The sequence below is a fragment of the Paenibacillus sp. 1011MAR3C5 genome (assembly GCF_003591485.1).
Taxonomy (GTDB): Bacteria; Bacillota; Bacilli; order Paenibacillales; family Paenibacillaceae; genus Pristimantibacillus.
In genome coordinates, this window is sequence record NZ_QZCF01000005.1 from 370255 (window position 1) to 387981 (window position 17727).

Genomic DNA, 17727 nt, shown 5'->3' on the forward strand with positions numbered 1-17727 from the left:
ATGACGCAGCCTGATCCGGAACAAGTCAAACGATGGCGGTTGATCTTGGGAGCGGCTGCTGAAGAGAAGCTGCAGGCGTCGCGGGGCGCCGGAGCGGATACGCCTTGGCTGAGCAGCGAGGATCTGCTGATGGATGAAGCTCTGGCCGCGATTTATGACAGCACATCAGGCGCTTCTGATGCGGGTGTCGCCGGACAATCGGGAAGCAGCGCCTCCCGCGCGAGATCGGCGGGTCTGGGCTCTTCTTCTCCGAAGCTGGCCAAGTGGCTGGGCGATGTGCGCACCTTCTTCCCGCCTGACATCGTGTCGGTAATCCAGTCGGACGCGGTGCATCTTAAAGGGCTGACGCAGCTCTTGTTCGAGCCGGAGCTGCTGTCTCAGGTGAAGCCGGACATTGGCATGGTCGCCACGCTGATGTCGCTGCGGGGACAAATTCCCGAGCGTACCAAAGAAACGGCGCGGACGCTCGTACGCGAGGTCGTGGAGGAGATTGTGAAGCGGCTTGCACAGGACTTGACGAGAGCGGTGACCGGTGCGCTCAACCGCCGGGCGCATTCGCCGCTTCCTTCCATGACGGGGCTCGACTGGGCGACAACCATCCGCAAAAACTTGAAGCACTATGATACTGAGCGCAAGCTGCTCATTCCCGAGAAGGTCTACTTCTTCGATCGTGCGCGCAAGAGCAAAGAATGGACCGTCATTCTGGACATCGACCAGAGCGGTTCCATGGCCAATTCGGTCATCTACGCATCGATTATCGGCTCTATCTTTGCGAGCATGCCTTCATTGGATACGCGGGTTGTTGCCTTCGATACCGAGGTCGTCGACCTGAGCGAGCAATGCGCGAATGATCCCGTGGAGATGCTCTTCGGCATTCAGCTTGGCGGGGGTACGGATATTAACAAATCGCTTGCCTACTGCGAGCCCTTCATCGCGGAGCCTAAAAAAACGATGTTTATTCTCGTCTCGGATTTGTATGAGGGCGGCAATCGGACGGAGATGCTCCGCAGGCTGAGAAAGATGCATGAATCCGGCGTCAAAACGATCTGCCTGCTCGCTCTGTCAGATGACGGAGTGCCGTCGTATGACGAGGACGTGGCGAAAAGACTGGCTCAATACGGCATCCCTTGCTTCGGCTGCACCCCGGATAAGCTGCCGGAGCTGATCGAGGGCGCGCTGAAAGGCATGGATCTACAGCAGCTTGCCGAACGGGTCGGACAAGGAAAGCAGGGAAAAGGTTAAGATAAGCTGCTCACGGCGAAGACGTGGGCGGCTTTTTTTGGCGTGCAACAAGCGTTTTTTGGGGTTTATGCGTTAAAGCTCCATGATCAGAAGCCGGTCCAGCCCGATGCCGCTGATCAAGCACCGCTCCTTTTGGTTGCCGAGCATGCTTTGAGTCCAGTCGACAAATCCGCCGTCGCCAATCTCTGTTTTTCCGTGCTGATTCGTCATGAACAGCTTGAAGTTGATTCCCTGGTAATAGCTATTCGCCACATTCGGTTCTTGTATCGTTATGGAGGCGTCCGGTAATTGTTCTTTGATGATAGCGGCCATTCTCGTCAGGAATCCGGCACCGTCCGCATAGCCGCTGCGCTGCTCCAGGACGATCGACAGCTCGGCGCGGAAGCGGGAGCGAAACAGCGCTTGATAATAGCCCAGCTGCTTGCCAAGCAGATTCGCTTCACACTGATAGGAGCCTTTCGCTTTGCCAACCGACACCATGCCGTATATGCCGAAATGGGCGAATGAGCCTGGTCCATTGAAATGCTGGGCGCGCACGACACGATGCGTGGAACAGAGGTGGGCACCCTCATCATGGTTCCCGATTCCTTGTTTGATCCGGTCAGCTGCGATGGTTGCCATCATATTCGTAGAATCGGCAAGCACCTCCGTGCCTCTGGAGGCGGACACGATCTTATTCTGGTCGACCGTGCCATAGATGGAGCAGTTGCCAAGCGGAGCTACCGGTGATAACAATACGGGTTCAATGTCTTGCTGCCGGGCAAGGCCGAGCAGATCCGCTTCCAGCTGATGATAAGCAACCGGATCGAGCTCGCTGGGCTTCGAGAACCGGCTGCTTGCGTAGCTGCGAAGCACATCAGACGGACGCAGCGCATCGGTCCTTGTTCGGTACACTTCCAGCATCAAGGAATTAAAGTCGGATGGAGAGAGCCCCTTCAGCTTCTGCAGAAGATCATCTCCAAGCTGACTTATTATGCGGTTAATCGGATTGCTCATGGTTACTCCTCCTTCATTTTGTTAGATGGCGAATCGGTGCTGCCGGGCTCCATACAGGAATAATTTCCAGTGATGGCTGTTTAACAGCTGCTTTTTTTGCTCCAATGATTGATAATTATTCTCAATTAGTTGATGAATATCAGATAACTTATACATCGATCGGGAGCTTAACTAATCGGAGGTGAGCTTATATGAATTCTAGCGCGGCGTCCCGCATCTATCAACAATATTTTGAATAGGCGCTGCTCCGGCAGGAGGATGGACGAACCTATCTGTTCCAGTAAAATGCGGAGCTTGGCGCGGTATACCGTGTCGCCACTTATAGCGGCCACTACGCGGTTCAACAGCTGGCGGCTCACCGTGGCAACAGTGAAAGAATGGATAAAGCCCAATCAGGTCGCAACCGCAGGTTTAATTCCAGGCATAGTACGCAGATGCCTGATACCCAGTTCCACGGAGGTCTCAATATAACCCACAATCTGGTCCATAGTGAATACATGCAGCTTCTCATCGAGAACAGATCGCTCGTATGCCATATCCTCCATTACGAGAGGGATAAACGCTTCGACCTCCTGTGACGAGACCTCCTGTAGATCCGCAATGGCAGGACGATAGGACAGGCTGTCTCTCAATTCCTCTTGGCAGCCATAATAATCTAGCAATTTCCCGTTCAATAGGCGGAAGTCATTGTGATAGAGCTGCAAAACTTCCGGATTTCCCTCCATCCGGTTTCGCAGCCATGGCAAATAAAAGCCTTTCAGCCAGACATGATCCGCAATCAGATGCGTGAAGTATCCCCAAATGTAAGGCTCGTGTTCCAGCGCTTGATATTGATACAAAAATCCCTTGTAATCAATGCTTCTGGAATAGTCGCGGATATCTCCGGTAAAGAAATGGGATGCGTCCTTAGGCGACACCGCGTCAGGGGCCAGGCTTCCAAGCAAAAAAGATGGTTTGTCTTCAATGAGCAGAGCTTCTGCGATTCGATTCGCTATGACCGCGTGCATTAACCGTGAACCCATCTCATCATCCTCCTAGTCGTCATTTTATAACAATATCTTACCACTATTTACCTAAAAAGACCTGTTGACCGTATTCGAATGTAAGCTGAAGCTGCCGCTATGCCTTAGGGTCACCAAGTTTTTGAACGCATTTGTCGAGGCGACGGAGGACGAAGGAGCTCATATTCCGCGCTTGTGGGAGTGTTGGTCCCGATCGACGACAAATTCATAACCTAACCTGCGAGACTTGGCTGTACGAAAGTGCGAGTTGGCGGCTGCGAATGATGAAATTCTAGAGCTGATCCGTTCTACTATTCACGCTTTGCGGGAGCGACGCGGATAAATGCGGATAGCGGTTGCTGTTCGACAACTCTTCATTGACTTTGCGAATTGTTGTAACTACAATGAGTACAACGGGGTGATTCCATTGAAGCAATTTAGCACGCGGTTTTCCATCGCAGTCCATACCCTTTCACTGATTGCCTATACGCCTAATGAGTGTACAGGGGATTATATCGCGGCTAGCGTCAATACGAACCCAGTCGTCATTCGCAGAATTACGGGAATGCTGAAGAAGGCGGGACTTGTAGAGGTGCGTCCGGGTGTAGGGGGCGCTTCGCTGCTTAAGAAGCCGGAGGAGATTACGTTACTTGATATCTATAAGGCAGTTCATGTGATCGAGGATAATCAATTGTTCCGGTTTCATGAGGATCCGAATAAGCGTTGTCCGGTCGGCCGCAATATCGAGTCGGTCCTACAAGCAGAGATGAGCGATGCTCAATCGGCGATGGAACAGCGGCTCGCGCAGACGACACTAGACCAGCTTACGGCCAAATTCGAATAAATGAAAGCTCCCGCAAGAGGGCTTTTATTTTTCATATAGTTGTAACTAATATAGTTATAACAATCTGAATTACAACTAATCGCTATGGAGGTATGAGCAATGAAATTATTAGTGACAGGTGCAACGGGGAAGCTGGGGTCCAAAATCGTAGAAATGCTATTGAAGACGGTACCGGCAGGCAATCTGGCTGTAAGCGTAAGAAACCCGAAGAAGGCGGAGCATCTGCGGGCACGAGGAATCGATGTGCGCCATGGCGACTTCGACCATCCTCAAACATTGGATACCGCTTTTGCAGGCATTGAACGCCTGCTGCTTATCTCTGCGGATGGAGACAATGAAGCGAGGATTCGTCAGCATACGAATGCCGTCGCTGCTGCAGAACGTGCAGGAGTAGCTTTTATCGCGTACACAAGCCTTGCGGATGCAGCCGACAGTCCGCTCTTCCTCGCGCCTGTGCATCGCGTGACGGAAGAAGCGATTGCGAAGACGGGCATTCCGTATTCGTTCCTGCGCAACAATTGGTATCTGGAGAATGAAGCTGGCAGCATTCAAGCTGTCCTGGCGGGTGCGCCATGGATCACTTCCGCTGCTGGAGGCAGAGTAGGGTGGGCGCTGCAGCAAGATTATGCACAGGCAGCTGCTGCTGTATTGAGCGGTGAAGGACATGAGCATACGATTTATGAGCTGTCCGGGCCGTTGCTGAGCCAAGAGCAATTGACGTCAGCGCTTGGCGAGGTGCTGAACCGGGAGGTTCCGATTCAGCAGATGGATGACGCTGCTTATGCCGCCATCATGAAGGAGGCAGGCATGCCGGATTTTGTGCTGCCGATTCTGACTGGCATTCAGGAAGGCATTCGTATAGGGGCGCTTGAGGTGGAAAGCGGCGATTTCGAGAAGCTGCTGGGCCGTCCTGTGACGCCAATCCGCGAGGCATTGACGCAATTGATTGATGAATTGTCCGCAACCAAATAATTGCCGGTTCACTAGTTGAATTCCGCTCGCGACTCTACTAAACTGAACACATAGCTCCCAGATTCCACGATGTGGACATGTCCGGGATGTCAGAAGAGGAGTGTGCAGAAGTGTTTTTGCATTTTATCGTTGAACGCGAGCATAAGGAAGCTTTTCTAGATCTAGCGCATCGAATTGCTTCCTCAGACGGATTTATTAATCGCAATGAACAAAATTATATTCAAGGCTGGCTGCTTGAGCTTGGACTTGAAGATTGGTCGCCGGACGCAAGAGCGCATCTATCGACGGCCGAGCTGATCGGCAACCTGCAGGACGATCGAATCAAGCATATCTTCCTGGCTGAGCTGCTGCTGCTAATCTTCGCAGATGGCAACTTCAATGATGAGGAAAAACGGATTGCAGATGAGATCCAGCGATTGTTCGGCTGCGATGACGAGACGTTCGCCAAATTCAGAGGCTGGGTGGAGCAAATGAACGCACTCAAGGTCGAGGGAATGAAGCTGGTGCTTCATACGTCGAGCTAGCGCTTATCAGGGCTGCATCGGCGAGACGCGATGCTGTGAAGTTCTTTTCTTAAGCGTGGAATATGTGGTATCAAATCAAGTGCAGCGGGCGGATGGGACAAGCGATTGTCTCTTCTGCCCGCTGTTTTAATTCCGGCAACGACAGGCATTAATCCGATGCGTTTGGTTAAATTGTTCACAAAATCGTCACTTATGAAGAGGGGCTCCCAGCTTCTATAATGACAAATGTGAACAGAAAGGATGAGGGTTAGTGCCAAGGACGAAGAAGGAAGAATTTTATTTTGGGTTGATGATGGTTACCGGTATGGTCATCTTTATGACGTCGTACAATCTCATCCGGATCGATGCATGGGAAACGCTGACGTGGCAAACGGTGTTGCTTCAATTGCTGGTTGGTTATGTAGTCGCGTTTGCGGTGGAAATGTTTGTAGTGGGACCCGTAGCGAAAAAACTGGCTTTCGCGCTGCCTTATGACAAATCGAAAAAGCTGTTTGTTATTTTGTCTTTGGCGTTTTTCATGGTGACGGGCATGGTTCTCAGCATGTCTCTGTTCGGACTCGGTATGACCTATTACTCCGGTCATTTGAACGGTCAATCGCTGGTTGCCAGCTACATCTCGCTGTGCTTTCACAATTTCATATTTGCCTTCCCGCTGCAGCTGATTGTGATGGGACCGCTCGTTCGTTTTTTGTTCAGCAGGTTCGTACAGAATCGAGCAAGTAAACCGGTTTTGCAATAGCCGCAGCAAGAGGCTGACCTATAAGCAGGGTAGCCTCTTCAATATCCATAGCAATGCTTAACTATGCCACATAGTGGCCCATATATACATAGGATGCTCCATTAGGATGAGTCGGTGCAGTCAACGTAACTCTCAAGTAGTAGGTTTGGTTGGCTTGAACGCTGATCCCGTTATTATGATTAGGAATCACATTATAGTTGGCATCTAGCAACTGAACTTGCAGCGGTCCGCCATAATTCGTATTAACTACGGTAATGAGTGCCGTACCGCTTCTGTGAGTCGTAAATTTATGAAGCTTCGTGCTTGAACCAAAAGGTGTGATTTGACCCGTATGGAATACAGCACCTCCGACTAGCACATCGCTCATGGAATGAAAAGTATCATAAGCAGAAACCTTACTTGTTGGCGTTAGAATGCTTAAAGATAATAAAGCGATAGCAAGTATGAATGTATACGTTTTCCTCATCATACAAACCCCTTTTCTTAAATAGATTTGACATCTATCTCCACTTTATACTTTATGCATTATTTTGTATATATTTACAGAAAAGTAGTCATAGTGTTACAAAAACCAGCATATTTCAATCATTTATTCATAACGAAGTCCATTGGATATATGATCCAAGTGATTCCAATCCTGAACCGCAATCTTTTTCTTATCTTTGATGATTACCCCTATCTTGCAGAGCTTTGTCACAACACGATTGAGATGCCGCGGTGTTGTTCCGATCAAAGATGCGATTTCGGCAATATGCGGCGTTTTAATTTCTTTTCCGAACTCATGCTGAAGCTTGGTTGATAGGAGATAGCTGGCGAATCGCTCTTCAACGGATGCTAGCAGATTAATTCGTGAAGCTGTTGTGCAAGTAAGCAGCTTATAGGATAGATGCTTCAGCAGTTCATGCAACAGAGGGTTGTTATGGGTGAGCTCTGCTTCGACGGATCTTTTGTTTACAAATAAAAAAGCGGATGCCTCGACCGCTTCAACCTGAGATTGGATGGCAACGTTCTGAATGAGCTCGACATCGCCGAAGACGGATAGCGGTCCGCAAAATCGCAATAGCAGCGCCTTTCCGGTCGTGACACTGGAGGAAACTTTAGTTCTCCCAGCTACTTGAAAGTAGAGCCCGTCCAGTTCATCGCCTTCATGCAGGATGATTTCTTCTCGTTCATAATAGCGGAGCTGAAGGGGGAGCGAGTCAGACGGTGAGAGCAACCGCTCAAGCTGAAAGTCTTGTATATATCCTCGTATTCGCTGCAGATCAACGCTCGTTTTCATCATTTTCCTCCGTTTTGGACATTTGTCCTTTTTATTATACTCGGAATTGCTAAGATGAGAGAAAAAAATGAAGGAGCAAGACTTTGATGAAGAAAATCGTTTTCGATTTGGATGGAACCATTTGTTTTTCCGGGAAACCATTAAGTCCAGCTATGATTCAAGCATTAGCTACACTTGAGGGCATAGGATTTGATCTTATTTTTGCCTCCGCGAGGCCTATTCGCGACTTGCTGCCCATTCTGCCTGTACATATGCATCACTACCCGATGGTAGGAGGTAACGGGGCTTTCGTAGCGTTAGGGGGGGAGATCATAACAACCTCTCCTTTCGATAAAGAAACGTTAGGACAGCTAATCTGCTTGATTACGAAATATGAAGCCAAATATTTGATGGACGGTGAATGGGACTACGCATATACAGGAGATGATACTCATCCGATTCGCCGTAATCTGGACCCTGAAGGCATGGCGAGCAATTTGCCGTATGAACAGTTGGGGGGAATTGTGAAAATGGTCGTGCTGAGCAGTCTTAATCCGGGTCAATTGCTCGTTGAACTGCAAAAGCTCCCGGTCATAACCTACATGCATGGTTCGGAAGATATCATTGATATTAGTCCCCGAGGCGTGAACAAGTGGGAGGGACTTCAAGTATTAGGCGTACGTTCGCAGGAATTTATCGCTTTTGGCAATGATGCGAATGATATTTCAATGTTCCAGCAGGCAGGTCGTTCCATATGCGTCGGCGACCACCCTGAACTAAAGCGGTTCGCGACCGAACAGGTGATGAACATCGAAGAGCGGGTCATTGAGAAAATAGGGGAGATGGTTCTTACTTTCAATAGATGAGTTCTATGGCGTGATAGAAAAGCGCAGCATTGATTTCATGGATGACAATCGCCAATACTTCAGATCAGAAAATATATACCATAATTTGGTGGAAATGGGATGGGGACATGGGGACATTACCGTTGCGGGCTTGTGCAGAGCTGAGACAATAATAGACTGCGAAGCATGAAGCTTGAGACAATCATGTGCAATATCTATGATAATTATAGAAACGATGACATTGATCTATCATTCCAGCCCCGATACAATCAAGTTGCAACAGATTGAATTATCCTTAAGGAGGCTGGAAAAACATTCCGCCATGCAAGCCGAGTTTCTCGGCTTAGAGCAAGCATGGCAGCTCATTTCCGTCATGCAAGCCGAGTTTCTCGGGTTAGAGCAAGCAACGCAGCTCATTTCCGCCGTGCAAGCCGAGTTTCACGGGTTAGAGCAAGCATGGCAGCACATTTCCGCCGTGCAAGCCGAGTTTCACGGGTTAGAGTAAGCATGATGGCGGCACATTTCCGCCGTGCAAGCCGAGTTTCTCGGCTTAGAGCTATTTCATACTAGTATTCATTTGTCTCTTGTCAGATTTATTGGAAAAATCTATGATGTGAGGTGGCAGAATGCAGACTGTAGGGATATGGGCACTAAGCGGTCCTATTTTTCTAATCATCATGACAGCTATTTTCTTCTTTCTATTGTTCATCGTTATACGGAGTGCCATTAATCAGTCGGACCTTAGAAAAGGGATGGAGCAGGAGCTCAAACAAATCAAGCATGATCTTCATCACATTACCGAGCTATTGGAAAAGCGAGAGAAAAATAGCGGAGCTTAGATAGATTACTGCATGGAAGAGGCTGGTTCAGCGGAGTTGTCCTGATCCAGCGTCTTTTTTTTGCGTTCGAAATCGATAAAATACCTTATTGACAAGTGGCGGAAGTTGCTCTTATTATTTAATTAGTCCAATGGACTAAATAATTAATTGGCCATGAACACCGCACATAAGGAGGGCAGCTGCTTCCAGTCGTTCCACGCTTGTTGATCGTACGAAGAAGATACAAGAGGAGAGGTCGCTATGAAAAAAACGAAGCTTGCAGCAACGCTTGTCGCATGTTTTCTACTGCTTGCCGTGACGGGGTGCGGCACAAAGTCTGGCAATGAAGCAGGCGGCAACGCCACCAAAACTCCGACAGCATCGCCAGCTCAATCCGAGGAGCCGGCCCAAGAGGGGCTGACGGGAGATTTCGAGATTCAATATTTTGTAGGCGGTTACGGAGACGCTTGGTGGCTGGACACGATCGAGCAATTCCAAAAGGCCAATCCGAAGCTGAACATTAAGCAATCGGCAGGAGCGGTCATTAACGAGCAGATGAAACCTCGCTGGATTCAAGGCGATCCTCCGGATGTTGTCTACATCGATGGAGCAGGCTCCAATCCAAGACAGATGATCGAAGACGATCAGCTGCTGGATATTACAGAGTGGATTCAGTCGGCTGTCAATGTAGACGGCGAGCCGATTCTGGATGTGCTAATCTCGCAGCCCGAGGCGTATGGCGGCAACGTCTATAATATCCCGCTTGTATTCGGCGCTTACGGCAACTTCTACGATCAGGCACTGCTTGAGAAGAACGGCTGGCAGGTACCGACCGATTATGACAGCTTCCTTAAGCTAAGCGAGCAAATCAAGTCAACTGGCATCAGCCCTTATATTCATACAGGTGTCTACCCGGAATACATTCATGGCGGGTTCCTGTTCCCGGCTATCATCTCCGCCAATGATGACAACGCTAATATTCTGGTTGAAATGGGCGAAATGAAGGAAGGCGTTTATCAAAGCGAGCCGGTTCTGAAGGCGCTGGAGAAGCTCAGCGAGATCAGCAGCCTTGAATACATCGATAAAGCGTCGTCAGCGCTGAATCATACGGACTCTCAAATGCTGTTCCTGCAGCATAAGTCGGCTTTCATTCCGAACGGATTGTGGCTGGAGAGCGAGATGAAAAATGATACGCCGGAAGATTTCAAGTTCGCATACGTTCCATCCGTGACGCAGTCGAATGGCGGCAAATATGTGGCCATTCCTTATACGGCTACTATGGCCATTGCGAAAAAGGCGAAAAACGTAGAAGCAGCCAAAGCCTTTATCGAATTCGTGTTCACCAAGCAGCATTCGCTGAACTTCGCAGAGAAAACAGGAGCGCTTATGAACGTGAAAGCCGATCTGGAATCCTCAACAGCGAGCGATGTGGTGAAGGGGGCTATGAGCTTCTATAGCGACGGCAGTACGCTGGTAGCTCCGGTCGTAGAGTTTAATCCGGATGTGAAGACGGAGATGAACAACGCGACGGTAGCCTTGACCTTGGGCAATATTACGCCGCAGCAATGGGGCGAGCGGGTGGAAGCCGCAGCGGCAAAAGCGCGCAAATAAATCGCAACCTGATGAACTGATTGTTGCCGGATCGCCTGTGCTACAGTAATAGCTGGCATGCACTGGCTCTCCGGCACAGTTCGTTACACGAATCTGATACAAGGAAGGGTCAGAATGAGCAATACGAACAAGAGAAGATGGTTTATCCTGTCATTCCTTATCCCTACTTTTTTGTTTTTCGCCATGTTCACCATCTATCCCATTGCGCGCGGCATGTATATCTCATTGTTCGACTGGTCAGGTAGCTCGGCGTTTATGACGTATATCGGTTTTCAAAATTTCGTGGAGCTCATCAAGGATCCAATCTTGTGGAAATCGATTACGAACGACTATTTCCTTGTCGCGGGCAAAGTGATCGGCATTGTCGTATTGGCTACTTTTTTTGCTGTAGCGGTCACACGCTTCAAGCTTCGCGGGGCGAAGTTTTATCGAATCGTCTTTTTTATGCCAAACATTATCTCGGTTGTGGTCATTGGGGTGCTGTGGAGATTTATCTATAATCCGAACATCGGTATCTTGAATTCGCTGCTTTCGGTTTTTACCGACGAGCCTGTACGGACGCCTTGGCTCGGTCAAGCCGAGACGGCGCTCTGGTCAATCCTATGGCCTTCGATCTGGGCGGGGATCGGCTTTTATTTTCTGCTGTTGGTAGCGGCAATCTTGACCATTCCGACCTCGTTGTATGAGGCTGCGGAGATCGATGGCGCATCGGAAGGCAGGCAGTTCTGGTCCATCACGGTACCGCTGATATGGGAGCAAATCAAGGTGAGTATTCTTCATATTGCCATCACGACATTGAACGGTTCATTCGTCATGGTTTGGATTATGACGGAAGGCGGACCTGATAATGCAACGCAGGTGATGGGCTCCTATCTGTATCAGATGGGCTTCAAGCAATTCCATATGGGTTATGCCTCAGCTATCGGCGTATTCATTCTTGCAATATCACTGATTACTACGTTGGTTCTTCAACGGTTGCTGCGCCGTGACGAGACACAACTGTCATAGGAGGAAGCGGCCATGAATCCAATTACATCCAAGCGAAGCCATCGAGCTTTAACCATCCTGTCCCAAATGATTCTGCTGCTGTGGACAGCTGCGGTATTGTACCCGCTCATATGGACAGGACTCGGCGCATTGAAGGACAATAAGCAATTTATGCTGGAGAAACCATGGGCACTGCCCAAGCTGCCATTGCTGTGGAGCAATTTTACAGATGTATGGAACCGGTATCATTTCAATGATTTCTTTATGAATTCAGTCGTCGTTACGGCGATCAGCACATTTCTGGCCATCGTGCTTTCGGCGACAACGGCCTATATATTGGCCCGGTTCGCATTCAAGGGCAGCCAGGTCATGTATTATGTCTATTTATCGGCGATGATGATCCCTATGATACTCGGGCTGGTACCGCTATTTTTCCTGCTGAATGATTTGGGGTTAATTAATAATCTTGTCGGACTCATTATTGTGTATACGGCGTGGGCGCTGCCCTTCAGCGTATTCGTCATGGTAAGCTTCTTCAAGTCTTTGCCGAGGGAGCTGGAGGAGGCCGCTTATATGGATGGGGCCGGCTACTACCGGACGTTTTTTCAAGTGATGTTCCCCCTTGCGCGTTCCGGCTTCATTACGATTGGCATTATGAACGCGCTGAATACGTGGAATGAGTATTTGATGGGCACAGTGTTCGTGAATGATCCTGCGAAGTACACGGTTCCGGTCGGCATAGCCGTCATGCAGGCGGAGATGCAATTCCGTACAGAGTGGGGCCCTCTGTTCGCAGGTTTGTTATTATCCATGATTCCGGTCGTGGTCATGTATATCCTGTTCCAGCGGCATATCGTGGCGGGTGTAACGTCAGGCGCTGTGAAGTAAAGCGAATGTTAGAGCAACACAGATAGAGAAAGGATGGAGAGTATGGAAACAGCCGCTAGCTATCCACAACCAGAGAGCAATACCAGACTAAGCCTGGAAGAGAAGATTGCGAGGATGTGCGTAATCGGAGTGCCCGGCCCTTATATAGACGAAGAGACATCAAAGAGATTCGGTGCTCATCCGATCGGAGGGCTGGGAATCTTTCCTCACAATATCCAATCCGAAGCACAGTTGCAGGAATGGATTGCGTCTGCAACCCAATTGACAGCATCGACGCCTAATCGACAGCCCCTCTATCTGTCCATCGACGAGGAAGGCGGGAGCCTATCCAATCTGAAAGACTTCTATCCCTATATGCCGAGCAATCGGGCTGTCGGGCTGGCAGACAGCGAGGGGATTGCCCATGAGCAAGGAAAGCTGATCGGCAGCCAATTGCATGAAGTCGGCATTCCGATGAACTGGGCGCCTGTGCTGGATGTGAATACGAACGTCGATAATCCGGTGGTCGGCATTCGGTCATTCGGCGAAGTTCCGAGCACGGTCGCAAGGTTGGGCGCTGCCTATATCGCAGGCATGCATGAAGCGGGAGTGGCGTGCACAGCCAAGCACTTCCCGGGCCATGGCCAAGTTAGAGGAGATTCCCACATTGACCTGCAAACCTGCGAGCTTGATCGGGACCAACTGCTGGCGGGACCGCTGCTTCCGTTCCAAAAGGCAATCGAGGCCGGGGTAGATTCCGTGATGCTGGCTCATATCGTGTTCCCCGCTATTCCGGAATCCCAGGGACTGCCTGCTTCGCTTAGCTATTATTTCGCTACAGAGCTGCTGCGGAACAAGCTGGGCTTCCAAGGTGTCATCTGTACCGATGATATCGAGATGGGCGCGATCAAGAACAACTACGAGCCTGCCGAGATCGGAGTAATGGCTGTCTTGGCAGGCAATGACTTGATTCTAATGTGCCATACGCCGCAATTCCAGGAGGAAGTCATGGCGGGTATTGTGAAGGCAGTCAGGGCAGGGGTTATCCCGGAGGATCGGATCGACGAATCTATGACCAGAATCGATGAGCTGCATGCCAAAATGGCCTCTTACCGGGCATTGGCTTCACCGGTTCCGCGTGAACAATGGAAGGAACGCATCCTCGCTCTTGCCAGGGAGACAGTGAAGCTGACGGATGATCCGCAGCAGATGGTTCCGTTGCAAAAGAGCAAGCGTTACTTGCTCCTAGTTCCGAAGCTGGAGAGACAAAGCAAAGCCGACAATTCCGATGATAGGCAGCTGCCGCTTGCCAGGCTGTTAGCGAGTCGCGGTATTCAGTTGACGGCTATCTCCTTATCGCAAAATCCGGATGCGGGTGAACAGCAGCGGGTCGCCGATCAAGCGGAAGATTATGATGCGGTTATACAGGGAACGATTAATGCGCATCTATTCGAAGGGCAGGCGGAGTTGGCTCGCTTGCTTGCGAAGCATAAGCCGCTGCTTGCGGTCATTCTACGAAATCCGTATGATACGCAGGTGTTGCCGGAGCAGGCAAGCAAAGCGCTGCTATGCTCCACTTCAGATTATTCGTTAACGGCACTTGCCGAGCTGCTTATACCGAGAGGGGGGATTGCATGAGAGAGAGGTAAGGGGCAAAGGAGCAGGGCATCACGATTCGCAGATGCAAGTGGATTCAACTGTTGTATTACCTACACTTATGAGAGGTGGTTGTGCAATGTTAAGTTGGAGCACTCGATCAAGCGTAAGGAAATGGAGTCTGATGGTGCTGGCGATGAGCTTGCTTCTGCTTGGGACACCGTTCTACAAAGAGGTATCCTATGCGGCGCCGAGCAATCTGGCAGCAGGCAAGTCTGTAACGGCTAGCCAACCGATCTGGGGGAGTCCTTCTCTCGTAACGGACGGCAACAAAAGCAGCGACAATCATGTTGGCGTGACCGAGAATCTGCAATGGATACAGATCGACCTGGGACAAAGCTATTCGCTTAGCCAGGTGAAGGTATGGCATTACTTCGCGGATGGCAGAACATATCGGGACGTCATCGTTCGCTTGTCCAATGACGCCAGCTTCAGCAGCGGGGTCACGACGGTATTCAACAACGATACTAACAACAGCGCTGGACTCGGCTTCGGCAGCCAAGCGGAATACAGCGAGAGCAGCGCCGGGAAGACCATCGATTTCGCTGCAGTCAATGCCAGATATGTCCGGCTATACTCCAACGGCAGCAGTGCCAACATCTACAATCATTATGTTGAGGTAGAGGTGTGGGGCGAGGGCTCAGGCGGCGTTACGCCTCCAGTTGTCACGCATGCACTGTTCAATGACTTTAATTATTCGGGGCCGTACGATTCCAATATCGGACTGCATAACTGGGTTATCCGTACGGGAGTTGGCGCTCCTGGTCCGGCAGGCGCTTCCTGGTCTGCCAGCAATATCTCTTTCCATGACGACTCCTCGCTCACAAGCAACAAGATTATGCGCCTTAAGGCCAGCACGAATGGCACGGGAGCGGGCACAAGCCAGTCGGAGATTTATACCTCTTCTATGAAATTTAGAGAAGGAACCTACGCGGCGCGAGTGCGTTTCACCGATGCTCCGATCTCAGGACCGGATGGCGACGGCATTGTAGAGACGTTCTTTACGATCTCCCCTCTGCGCTATGACAACGATCCGCTTTACAGCGAGCTTGACTTCGAATTGCTGGCCAACGGAGGGTGGGGCGTCCCTCAGCCGGCGATGTGGAATACATCGTGGTACACGTACAGCAACAATCCGTGGAGCAAAGACAATTTGTATTCCGCGCATGTAGGCACTTATACGGGCTGGCATACGCTGGTGATGGTCGTCTCTGGCGGTGAAGTGAAATACTATCTAGACGGCAATCTGTTATCCACGCATGGCGGCAAATATTATCCGAGAGCAAATATGTCGATTAACTTCAATCTTTGGTTCATGGCGGAACAGTTGATGGGAACATCAACACCTAGAACGTATGAGATGGATGTAGACTGGGTGTATCATGCCAAGAACACGGTACTGACACCGGCACAGGTCCAGGATGTGGTGCAAAACTACCGGAATCTGTCCATCCGGCAAGCGGATAATATTTAGTCCGATGCAAGAAGGGGGAGTCGAATCCGGCTCCTCTTCCCTGAGGATACGCTATGTCTGGCCCTTCTATTATGCTAAAATATAGGAAACATGCTCGGTGAAAGGATAGGTTTGGGTGCAGGTGAAAGGCAATCTTCAGCTCATGAAAGAAATAAATATGGCAACGATATTGAACCTCCTTCATCGTGAAGGGATGCGTACTCGGGCGGAATTAACGACGATGACAAAGCTGAGCGCTACGACGGTATCGGCGCTAATTGAAGAGCTGATTCAGTTGAAGCTGGTGGAAGAGCTGGGCGAGAAACAGACGACCGGCGTAGGCAGAAGGGCGATCTCGCTCCAGATCAACAAGGACGGCGGTTATGTGATTGGCTTGTCCTTTGGCAATCAGTATTTGCGATGCGCCATTATGAATTTGCATGGTGAATGCATTGCGGAGTACAGGACGGAGATCGAGAAGGGCAATGACCGAATTGCCGGTCAAATCGACGAAGCGCTTAGCTACTGCATGCAGCAAGCATCTGGCGTCGATTCGTCGCTGATTAAAGGAATAGGCGTTTCTACCCCGGGCATCATTGATTCGAGCGGCGAGATTGTCCTGGTGTCCCGTTACTTGCAATTGAATCAGTTCAACGTCAAAGCGCATATTGCGGCTTCTTACCCGAATATCCCTGTGAAGCTGGTGAACGACTCCAACGCGGCTGCCTTTGCGGAGTTTTATTCCGGTGCGGCGAAGGGGATCAGCAACATTGTTTATTTGACTATTAATGAAGGTATTGGCTCAGGCATCATTATCGACTCTACGATTTATGCGGGGTTTCAAGGCACTGCCGGCGAGATTGGGCATATTCCGGTCGATCCCGGCGGCGAGCAGTGCACCTGCGGAGCGGTAGGCTGTATCGAAACCGTGCTGACAAGCCCTTATATATTGAAGAAAAGCCAAGCAATGGCCTTGAAGCGGGAGGTCCCAATCCCGGCTGCATTCGGTGAAGTGCTGGAACGCTACAATTCAGGCGAGGAATGGCTGGAGCCGATCTTCGACAAGGTGCAATATGTGACGACCTTTATGCTGGCGAGCGCAGGCAACTTCGTCAGCCCTGAGGTGATGATCATTGAAGGATGGATGAACGGATCGCCACGCTTCATGAGCCAGGTGAAGGAGGCGATCGAAGCCTTTCCATTCCCGCTTCCGTTCCGGCAGGAGCGCATCATCCCCGCTTCCTTCGGAGACAAGGGCTCGCTCTATGGCGCAGCAACGCTGATGCTGCAGCAAATATTCAGCGCATCGGTATTGAAATAATGGAAGACAACTCCCTGCTCAGTAACCCTTAATATTCCATTTCCAATCTGTTATACTGTATAACATAACATGCTAGGAGTGTAAGGGGTGTGCTCTATGACAAACCGAAAAACATTCGGGCTTGGTACAGCAGCGTTGTTCATTCTGGCGCTTGGTTTCTTGTTCAACTACAAGTTTGCCGATGGTTTTATGATTAGCCATTACCTGTTTCAGCAGTTGAATCTAAACATATATTCCAATGGAGAAAGCGGATTTCATTATCCATTTATTGTTTCGATTCTCTTTTGGCTGCCTGCTGTTCTCCTGTCGCGAAAGCATCGACGGAATTATGGAGCAACGATTAGTTATAAATTAGGCGGAGTCCTGCTTATTGTAACCAGTGCCGTCTCGGTTGTGTTTCTAGTGGATTATTTCATTATATAAGAGCTTTAACCGTAATAGCCGCGTGGATCGCGGCTTTTTTCGTTTGACGGGATCGTATGGAGGGAATCAAATGGCCGTTGACCTTGCCCTTAGGGGAAGGCGCATAGTAAGAGCTGAGCAAGGCCGCAGCTCGACGGGAACATGATCCTGCAAACCAATGTAAAATGGGG

General features: G+C 50.0%; 19 protein-coding genes. 15 read left to right on the forward strand and 4 right to left on the reverse strand.

Features of this window, described 5'->3' with window-relative positions; all coding sequences use genetic code 11:
• Nucleotides 1-1242 carry a VWA domain-containing protein gene (locus D3P07_RS17585; RefSeq protein WP_119801548.1) on the forward strand — a complete coding sequence of 414 codons (1242 nt, stop codon included), beginning with the start codon at nucleotides 1-3 and terminating at the stop codon, nucleotides 1240-1242.
• A gap of 72 nt (nucleotides 1243-1314) precedes the next feature.
• Here the strand turns inward: D3P07_RS17585 and D3P07_RS17590 are convergent, their stop codons facing one another.
• A complete protein-coding gene (locus D3P07_RS17590; RefSeq protein WP_119801549.1) occupies nucleotides 1315-2238 on the reverse strand; it encodes a hypothetical protein in 924 nt (307 codons plus the stop codon).
• Between the two features lie 392 nt (nucleotides 2239-2630).
• Nucleotides 2631-3260 carry a zinc dependent phospholipase C family protein gene (locus D3P07_RS17595; RefSeq protein WP_119801550.1) on the reverse strand — a complete coding sequence of 210 codons (630 nt, stop codon included), beginning with the start codon at nucleotides 3258-3260 and terminating at the stop codon, nucleotides 2631-2633.
• Nucleotides 3261-3666: 406 nt separating this feature from the next.
• Between D3P07_RS17595 and D3P07_RS17600 the strand changes: the two genes are divergently transcribed.
• The 4 genes from D3P07_RS17600 (at nucleotide 3667) to D3P07_RS17615 (ending at nucleotide 6318) form a co-directional block, all read left to right on the forward strand.
• Nucleotides 3667-4083 carry an Rrf2 family transcriptional regulator gene (locus tag D3P07_RS17600; protein WP_119801650.1) on the forward strand — a complete coding sequence of 139 codons (417 nt, stop codon included), beginning with the start codon at nucleotides 3667-3669 and terminating at the stop codon, nucleotides 4081-4083.
• Between the two features lie 99 nt (nucleotides 4084-4182).
• A complete protein-coding gene (locus D3P07_RS17605; RefSeq protein ID WP_119801551.1) occupies nucleotides 4183-5055 on the forward strand; it encodes an SDR family oxidoreductase in 873 nt (290 codons plus the stop codon).
• Between the two features lie 110 nt (nucleotides 5056-5165).
• Nucleotides 5166-5579 carry a TerB family tellurite resistance protein gene (locus D3P07_RS17610; RefSeq protein ID WP_119801552.1) on the forward strand — a complete coding sequence of 138 codons (414 nt, stop codon included), beginning with the start codon at nucleotides 5166-5168 and terminating at the stop codon, nucleotides 5577-5579.
• 250 nt (nucleotides 5580-5829) lie between these two features.
• Nucleotides 5830-6318, forward strand: coding sequence for a DUF2798 domain-containing protein (locus D3P07_RS17615; RefSeq protein ID WP_119801553.1), 489 nt, complete (start codon nucleotides 5830-5832; stop codon nucleotides 6316-6318).
• A gap of 61 nt (nucleotides 6319-6379) precedes the next feature.
• Here the strand turns inward: D3P07_RS17615 and D3P07_RS17620 are convergent, their stop codons facing one another.
• Both D3P07_RS17620 and D3P07_RS17625 read right to left on the reverse strand, forming a co-directional pair.
• A complete protein-coding gene (locus D3P07_RS17620) occupies nucleotides 6380-6685 on the reverse strand; it encodes a hypothetical protein (protein WP_147384534.1) in 306 nt (101 codons plus the stop codon).
• A gap of 222 nt (nucleotides 6686-6907) precedes the next feature.
• Nucleotides 6908-7600 (reverse strand): Crp/Fnr family transcriptional regulator, encoded by a 693-nt coding sequence (locus tag D3P07_RS17625; RefSeq protein ID WP_259391559.1) that lies wholly within the window; start codon nucleotides 7598-7600, stop codon nucleotides 6908-6910.
• 83 nt (nucleotides 7601-7683) lie between these two features.
• Here D3P07_RS17625 and D3P07_RS17630 point away from each other — a divergent pair, with 83 nt between their 5' ends.
• The 10 genes from D3P07_RS17630 to D3P07_RS17675 all read left to right on the forward strand — a co-directional run bounded on the left by D3P07_RS17630 (nucleotide 7684) and on the right by D3P07_RS17675 (nucleotide 17557).
• Nucleotides 7684-8442, forward strand: a complete 759-nt coding sequence (locus D3P07_RS17630; RefSeq protein WP_119801556.1) for an HAD-IIB family hydrolase — start codon at nucleotides 7684-7686, stop codon at nucleotides 8440-8442.
• A 196-nt stretch (nucleotides 8443-8638) separates the two neighbouring features.
• Nucleotides 8639-8926: a hypothetical protein gene (locus D3P07_RS26745; protein ID WP_147384535.1), complete on the forward strand. Its 288-nt coding sequence runs from the start codon at nucleotides 8639-8641 to the stop codon at nucleotides 8924-8926.
• Nucleotides 8927-9047: 121 nt separating this feature from the next.
• Nucleotides 9048-9260, forward strand: coding sequence for a hypothetical protein (locus tag D3P07_RS17640; protein WP_119801558.1), 213 nt, complete (start codon nucleotides 9048-9050; stop codon nucleotides 9258-9260).
• Between the two features lie 240 nt (nucleotides 9261-9500).
• Complete coding sequence (locus D3P07_RS17645) at nucleotides 9501-10850, forward strand: ABC transporter substrate-binding protein (protein WP_119801559.1); 1350 nt, start codon at nucleotides 9501-9503, stop codon at nucleotides 10848-10850.
• 114 nt (nucleotides 10851-10964) lie between these two features.
• Nucleotides 10965-11858 (forward strand): carbohydrate ABC transporter permease, encoded by an 894-nt coding sequence (locus D3P07_RS17650; protein WP_119801560.1) that lies wholly within the window; start codon nucleotides 10965-10967, stop codon nucleotides 11856-11858.
• A 12-nt stretch (nucleotides 11859-11870) separates the two neighbouring features.
• Nucleotides 11871-12725, forward strand: coding sequence for a carbohydrate ABC transporter permease (locus D3P07_RS17655; RefSeq protein WP_119801561.1), 855 nt, complete (start codon nucleotides 11871-11873; stop codon nucleotides 12723-12725).
• 42 nt (nucleotides 12726-12767) lie between these two features.
• The gene (nagZ, locus tag D3P07_RS17660) at nucleotides 12768-14342 is read left to right on the forward strand and encodes a beta-N-acetylhexosaminidase (RefSeq protein ID WP_119801562.1); all 1575 of its coding nucleotides are present in this window, start codon (nucleotides 12768-12770) and stop codon (nucleotides 14340-14342) included.
• Nucleotides 14343-14439: 97 nt separating this feature from the next.
• On the forward strand, nucleotides 14440-15834 hold the full coding sequence (locus D3P07_RS17665) for a galactose-binding domain-containing protein (protein WP_182914375.1): 1395 nt from the start codon (nucleotides 14440-14442) through the stop codon (nucleotides 15832-15834).
• Nucleotides 15835-16054: 220 nt separating this feature from the next.
• Complete coding sequence (locus D3P07_RS17670) at nucleotides 16055-17134, forward strand: ROK family protein (RefSeq protein ID WP_259391560.1); 1080 nt, start codon at nucleotides 16055-16057, stop codon at nucleotides 17132-17134.
• 96 nt (nucleotides 17135-17230) lie between these two features.
• Complete coding sequence (locus D3P07_RS17675; protein ID WP_119801565.1) at nucleotides 17231-17557, forward strand: hypothetical protein; 327 nt, start codon at nucleotides 17231-17233, stop codon at nucleotides 17555-17557.
• Nucleotides 17558-17727 lie beyond the last annotated feature (170 nt).

What these genes read in the sequence shown, in the direction of transcription:
- D3P07_RS17585 (WP_119801548.1), top strand. Translation starts at nt 1, where the DNA reads ATGACGCAGCCTGATCCGGAACAAGTCAAACGATGGCGGTTGATCTTG.
- D3P07_RS17590 (WP_119801549.1), bottom strand. Translation starts at nt 2,238, where the DNA reads ATGAGCAATCCGATTAACCGCATAATAAGTCAGCTTGGAGATGATCTT.
- D3P07_RS17595 (WP_119801550.1), bottom strand. Translation starts at nt 3,260, where the DNA reads ATGGGTTCACGGTTAATGCACGCGGTCATAGCGAATCGAATCGCAGAA.
- D3P07_RS17605 (WP_119801551.1), top strand. Translation starts at nt 4,183, where the DNA reads ATGAAATTATTAGTGACAGGTGCAACGGGGAAGCTGGGGTCCAAAATC.
- D3P07_RS17620 (WP_147384534.1), bottom strand. Translation starts at nt 6,685, where the DNA reads ATGAGCGATGTGCTAGTCGGAGGTGCTGTATTCCATACGGGTCAAATC.
- D3P07_RS17625 (WP_259391559.1), bottom strand. Translation starts at nt 7,600, where the DNA reads ATGATGAAAACGAGCGTTGATCTGCAGCGAATACGAGGATATATACAA.
- D3P07_RS17630 (WP_119801556.1), top strand. Translation starts at nt 7,684, where the DNA reads ATGAAGAAAATCGTTTTCGATTTGGATGGAACCATTTGTTTTTCCGGG.
- D3P07_RS26745 (WP_147384535.1), top strand. Translation starts at nt 8,639, where the DNA reads ATGATAATTATAGAAACGATGACATTGATCTATCATTCCAGCCCCGAT.
- D3P07_RS17640 (WP_119801558.1), top strand. Translation starts at nt 9,048, where the DNA reads ATGCAGACTGTAGGGATATGGGCACTAAGCGGTCCTATTTTTCTAATC.
- D3P07_RS17645 (WP_119801559.1), top strand. Translation starts at nt 9,501, where the DNA reads ATGAAAAAAACGAAGCTTGCAGCAACGCTTGTCGCATGTTTTCTACTG.
- D3P07_RS17650 (WP_119801560.1), top strand. Translation starts at nt 10,965, where the DNA reads ATGAGCAATACGAACAAGAGAAGATGGTTTATCCTGTCATTCCTTATC.
- D3P07_RS17655 (WP_119801561.1), top strand. Translation starts at nt 11,871, where the DNA reads ATGAATCCAATTACATCCAAGCGAAGCCATCGAGCTTTAACCATCCTG.
- nagZ (WP_119801562.1), top strand. Translation starts at nt 12,768, where the DNA reads ATGGAAACAGCCGCTAGCTATCCACAACCAGAGAGCAATACCAGACTA.
- D3P07_RS17665 (WP_182914375.1), top strand. Translation starts at nt 14,440, where the DNA reads ATGTTAAGTTGGAGCACTCGATCAAGCGTAAGGAAATGGAGTCTGATG.
- D3P07_RS17670 (WP_259391560.1), top strand. Translation starts at nt 16,055, where the DNA reads ATGACAAAGCTGAGCGCTACGACGGTATCGGCGCTAATTGAAGAGCTG.
- D3P07_RS17675 (WP_119801565.1), top strand. Translation starts at nt 17,231, where the DNA reads ATGACAAACCGAAAAACATTCGGGCTTGGTACAGCAGCGTTGTTCATT.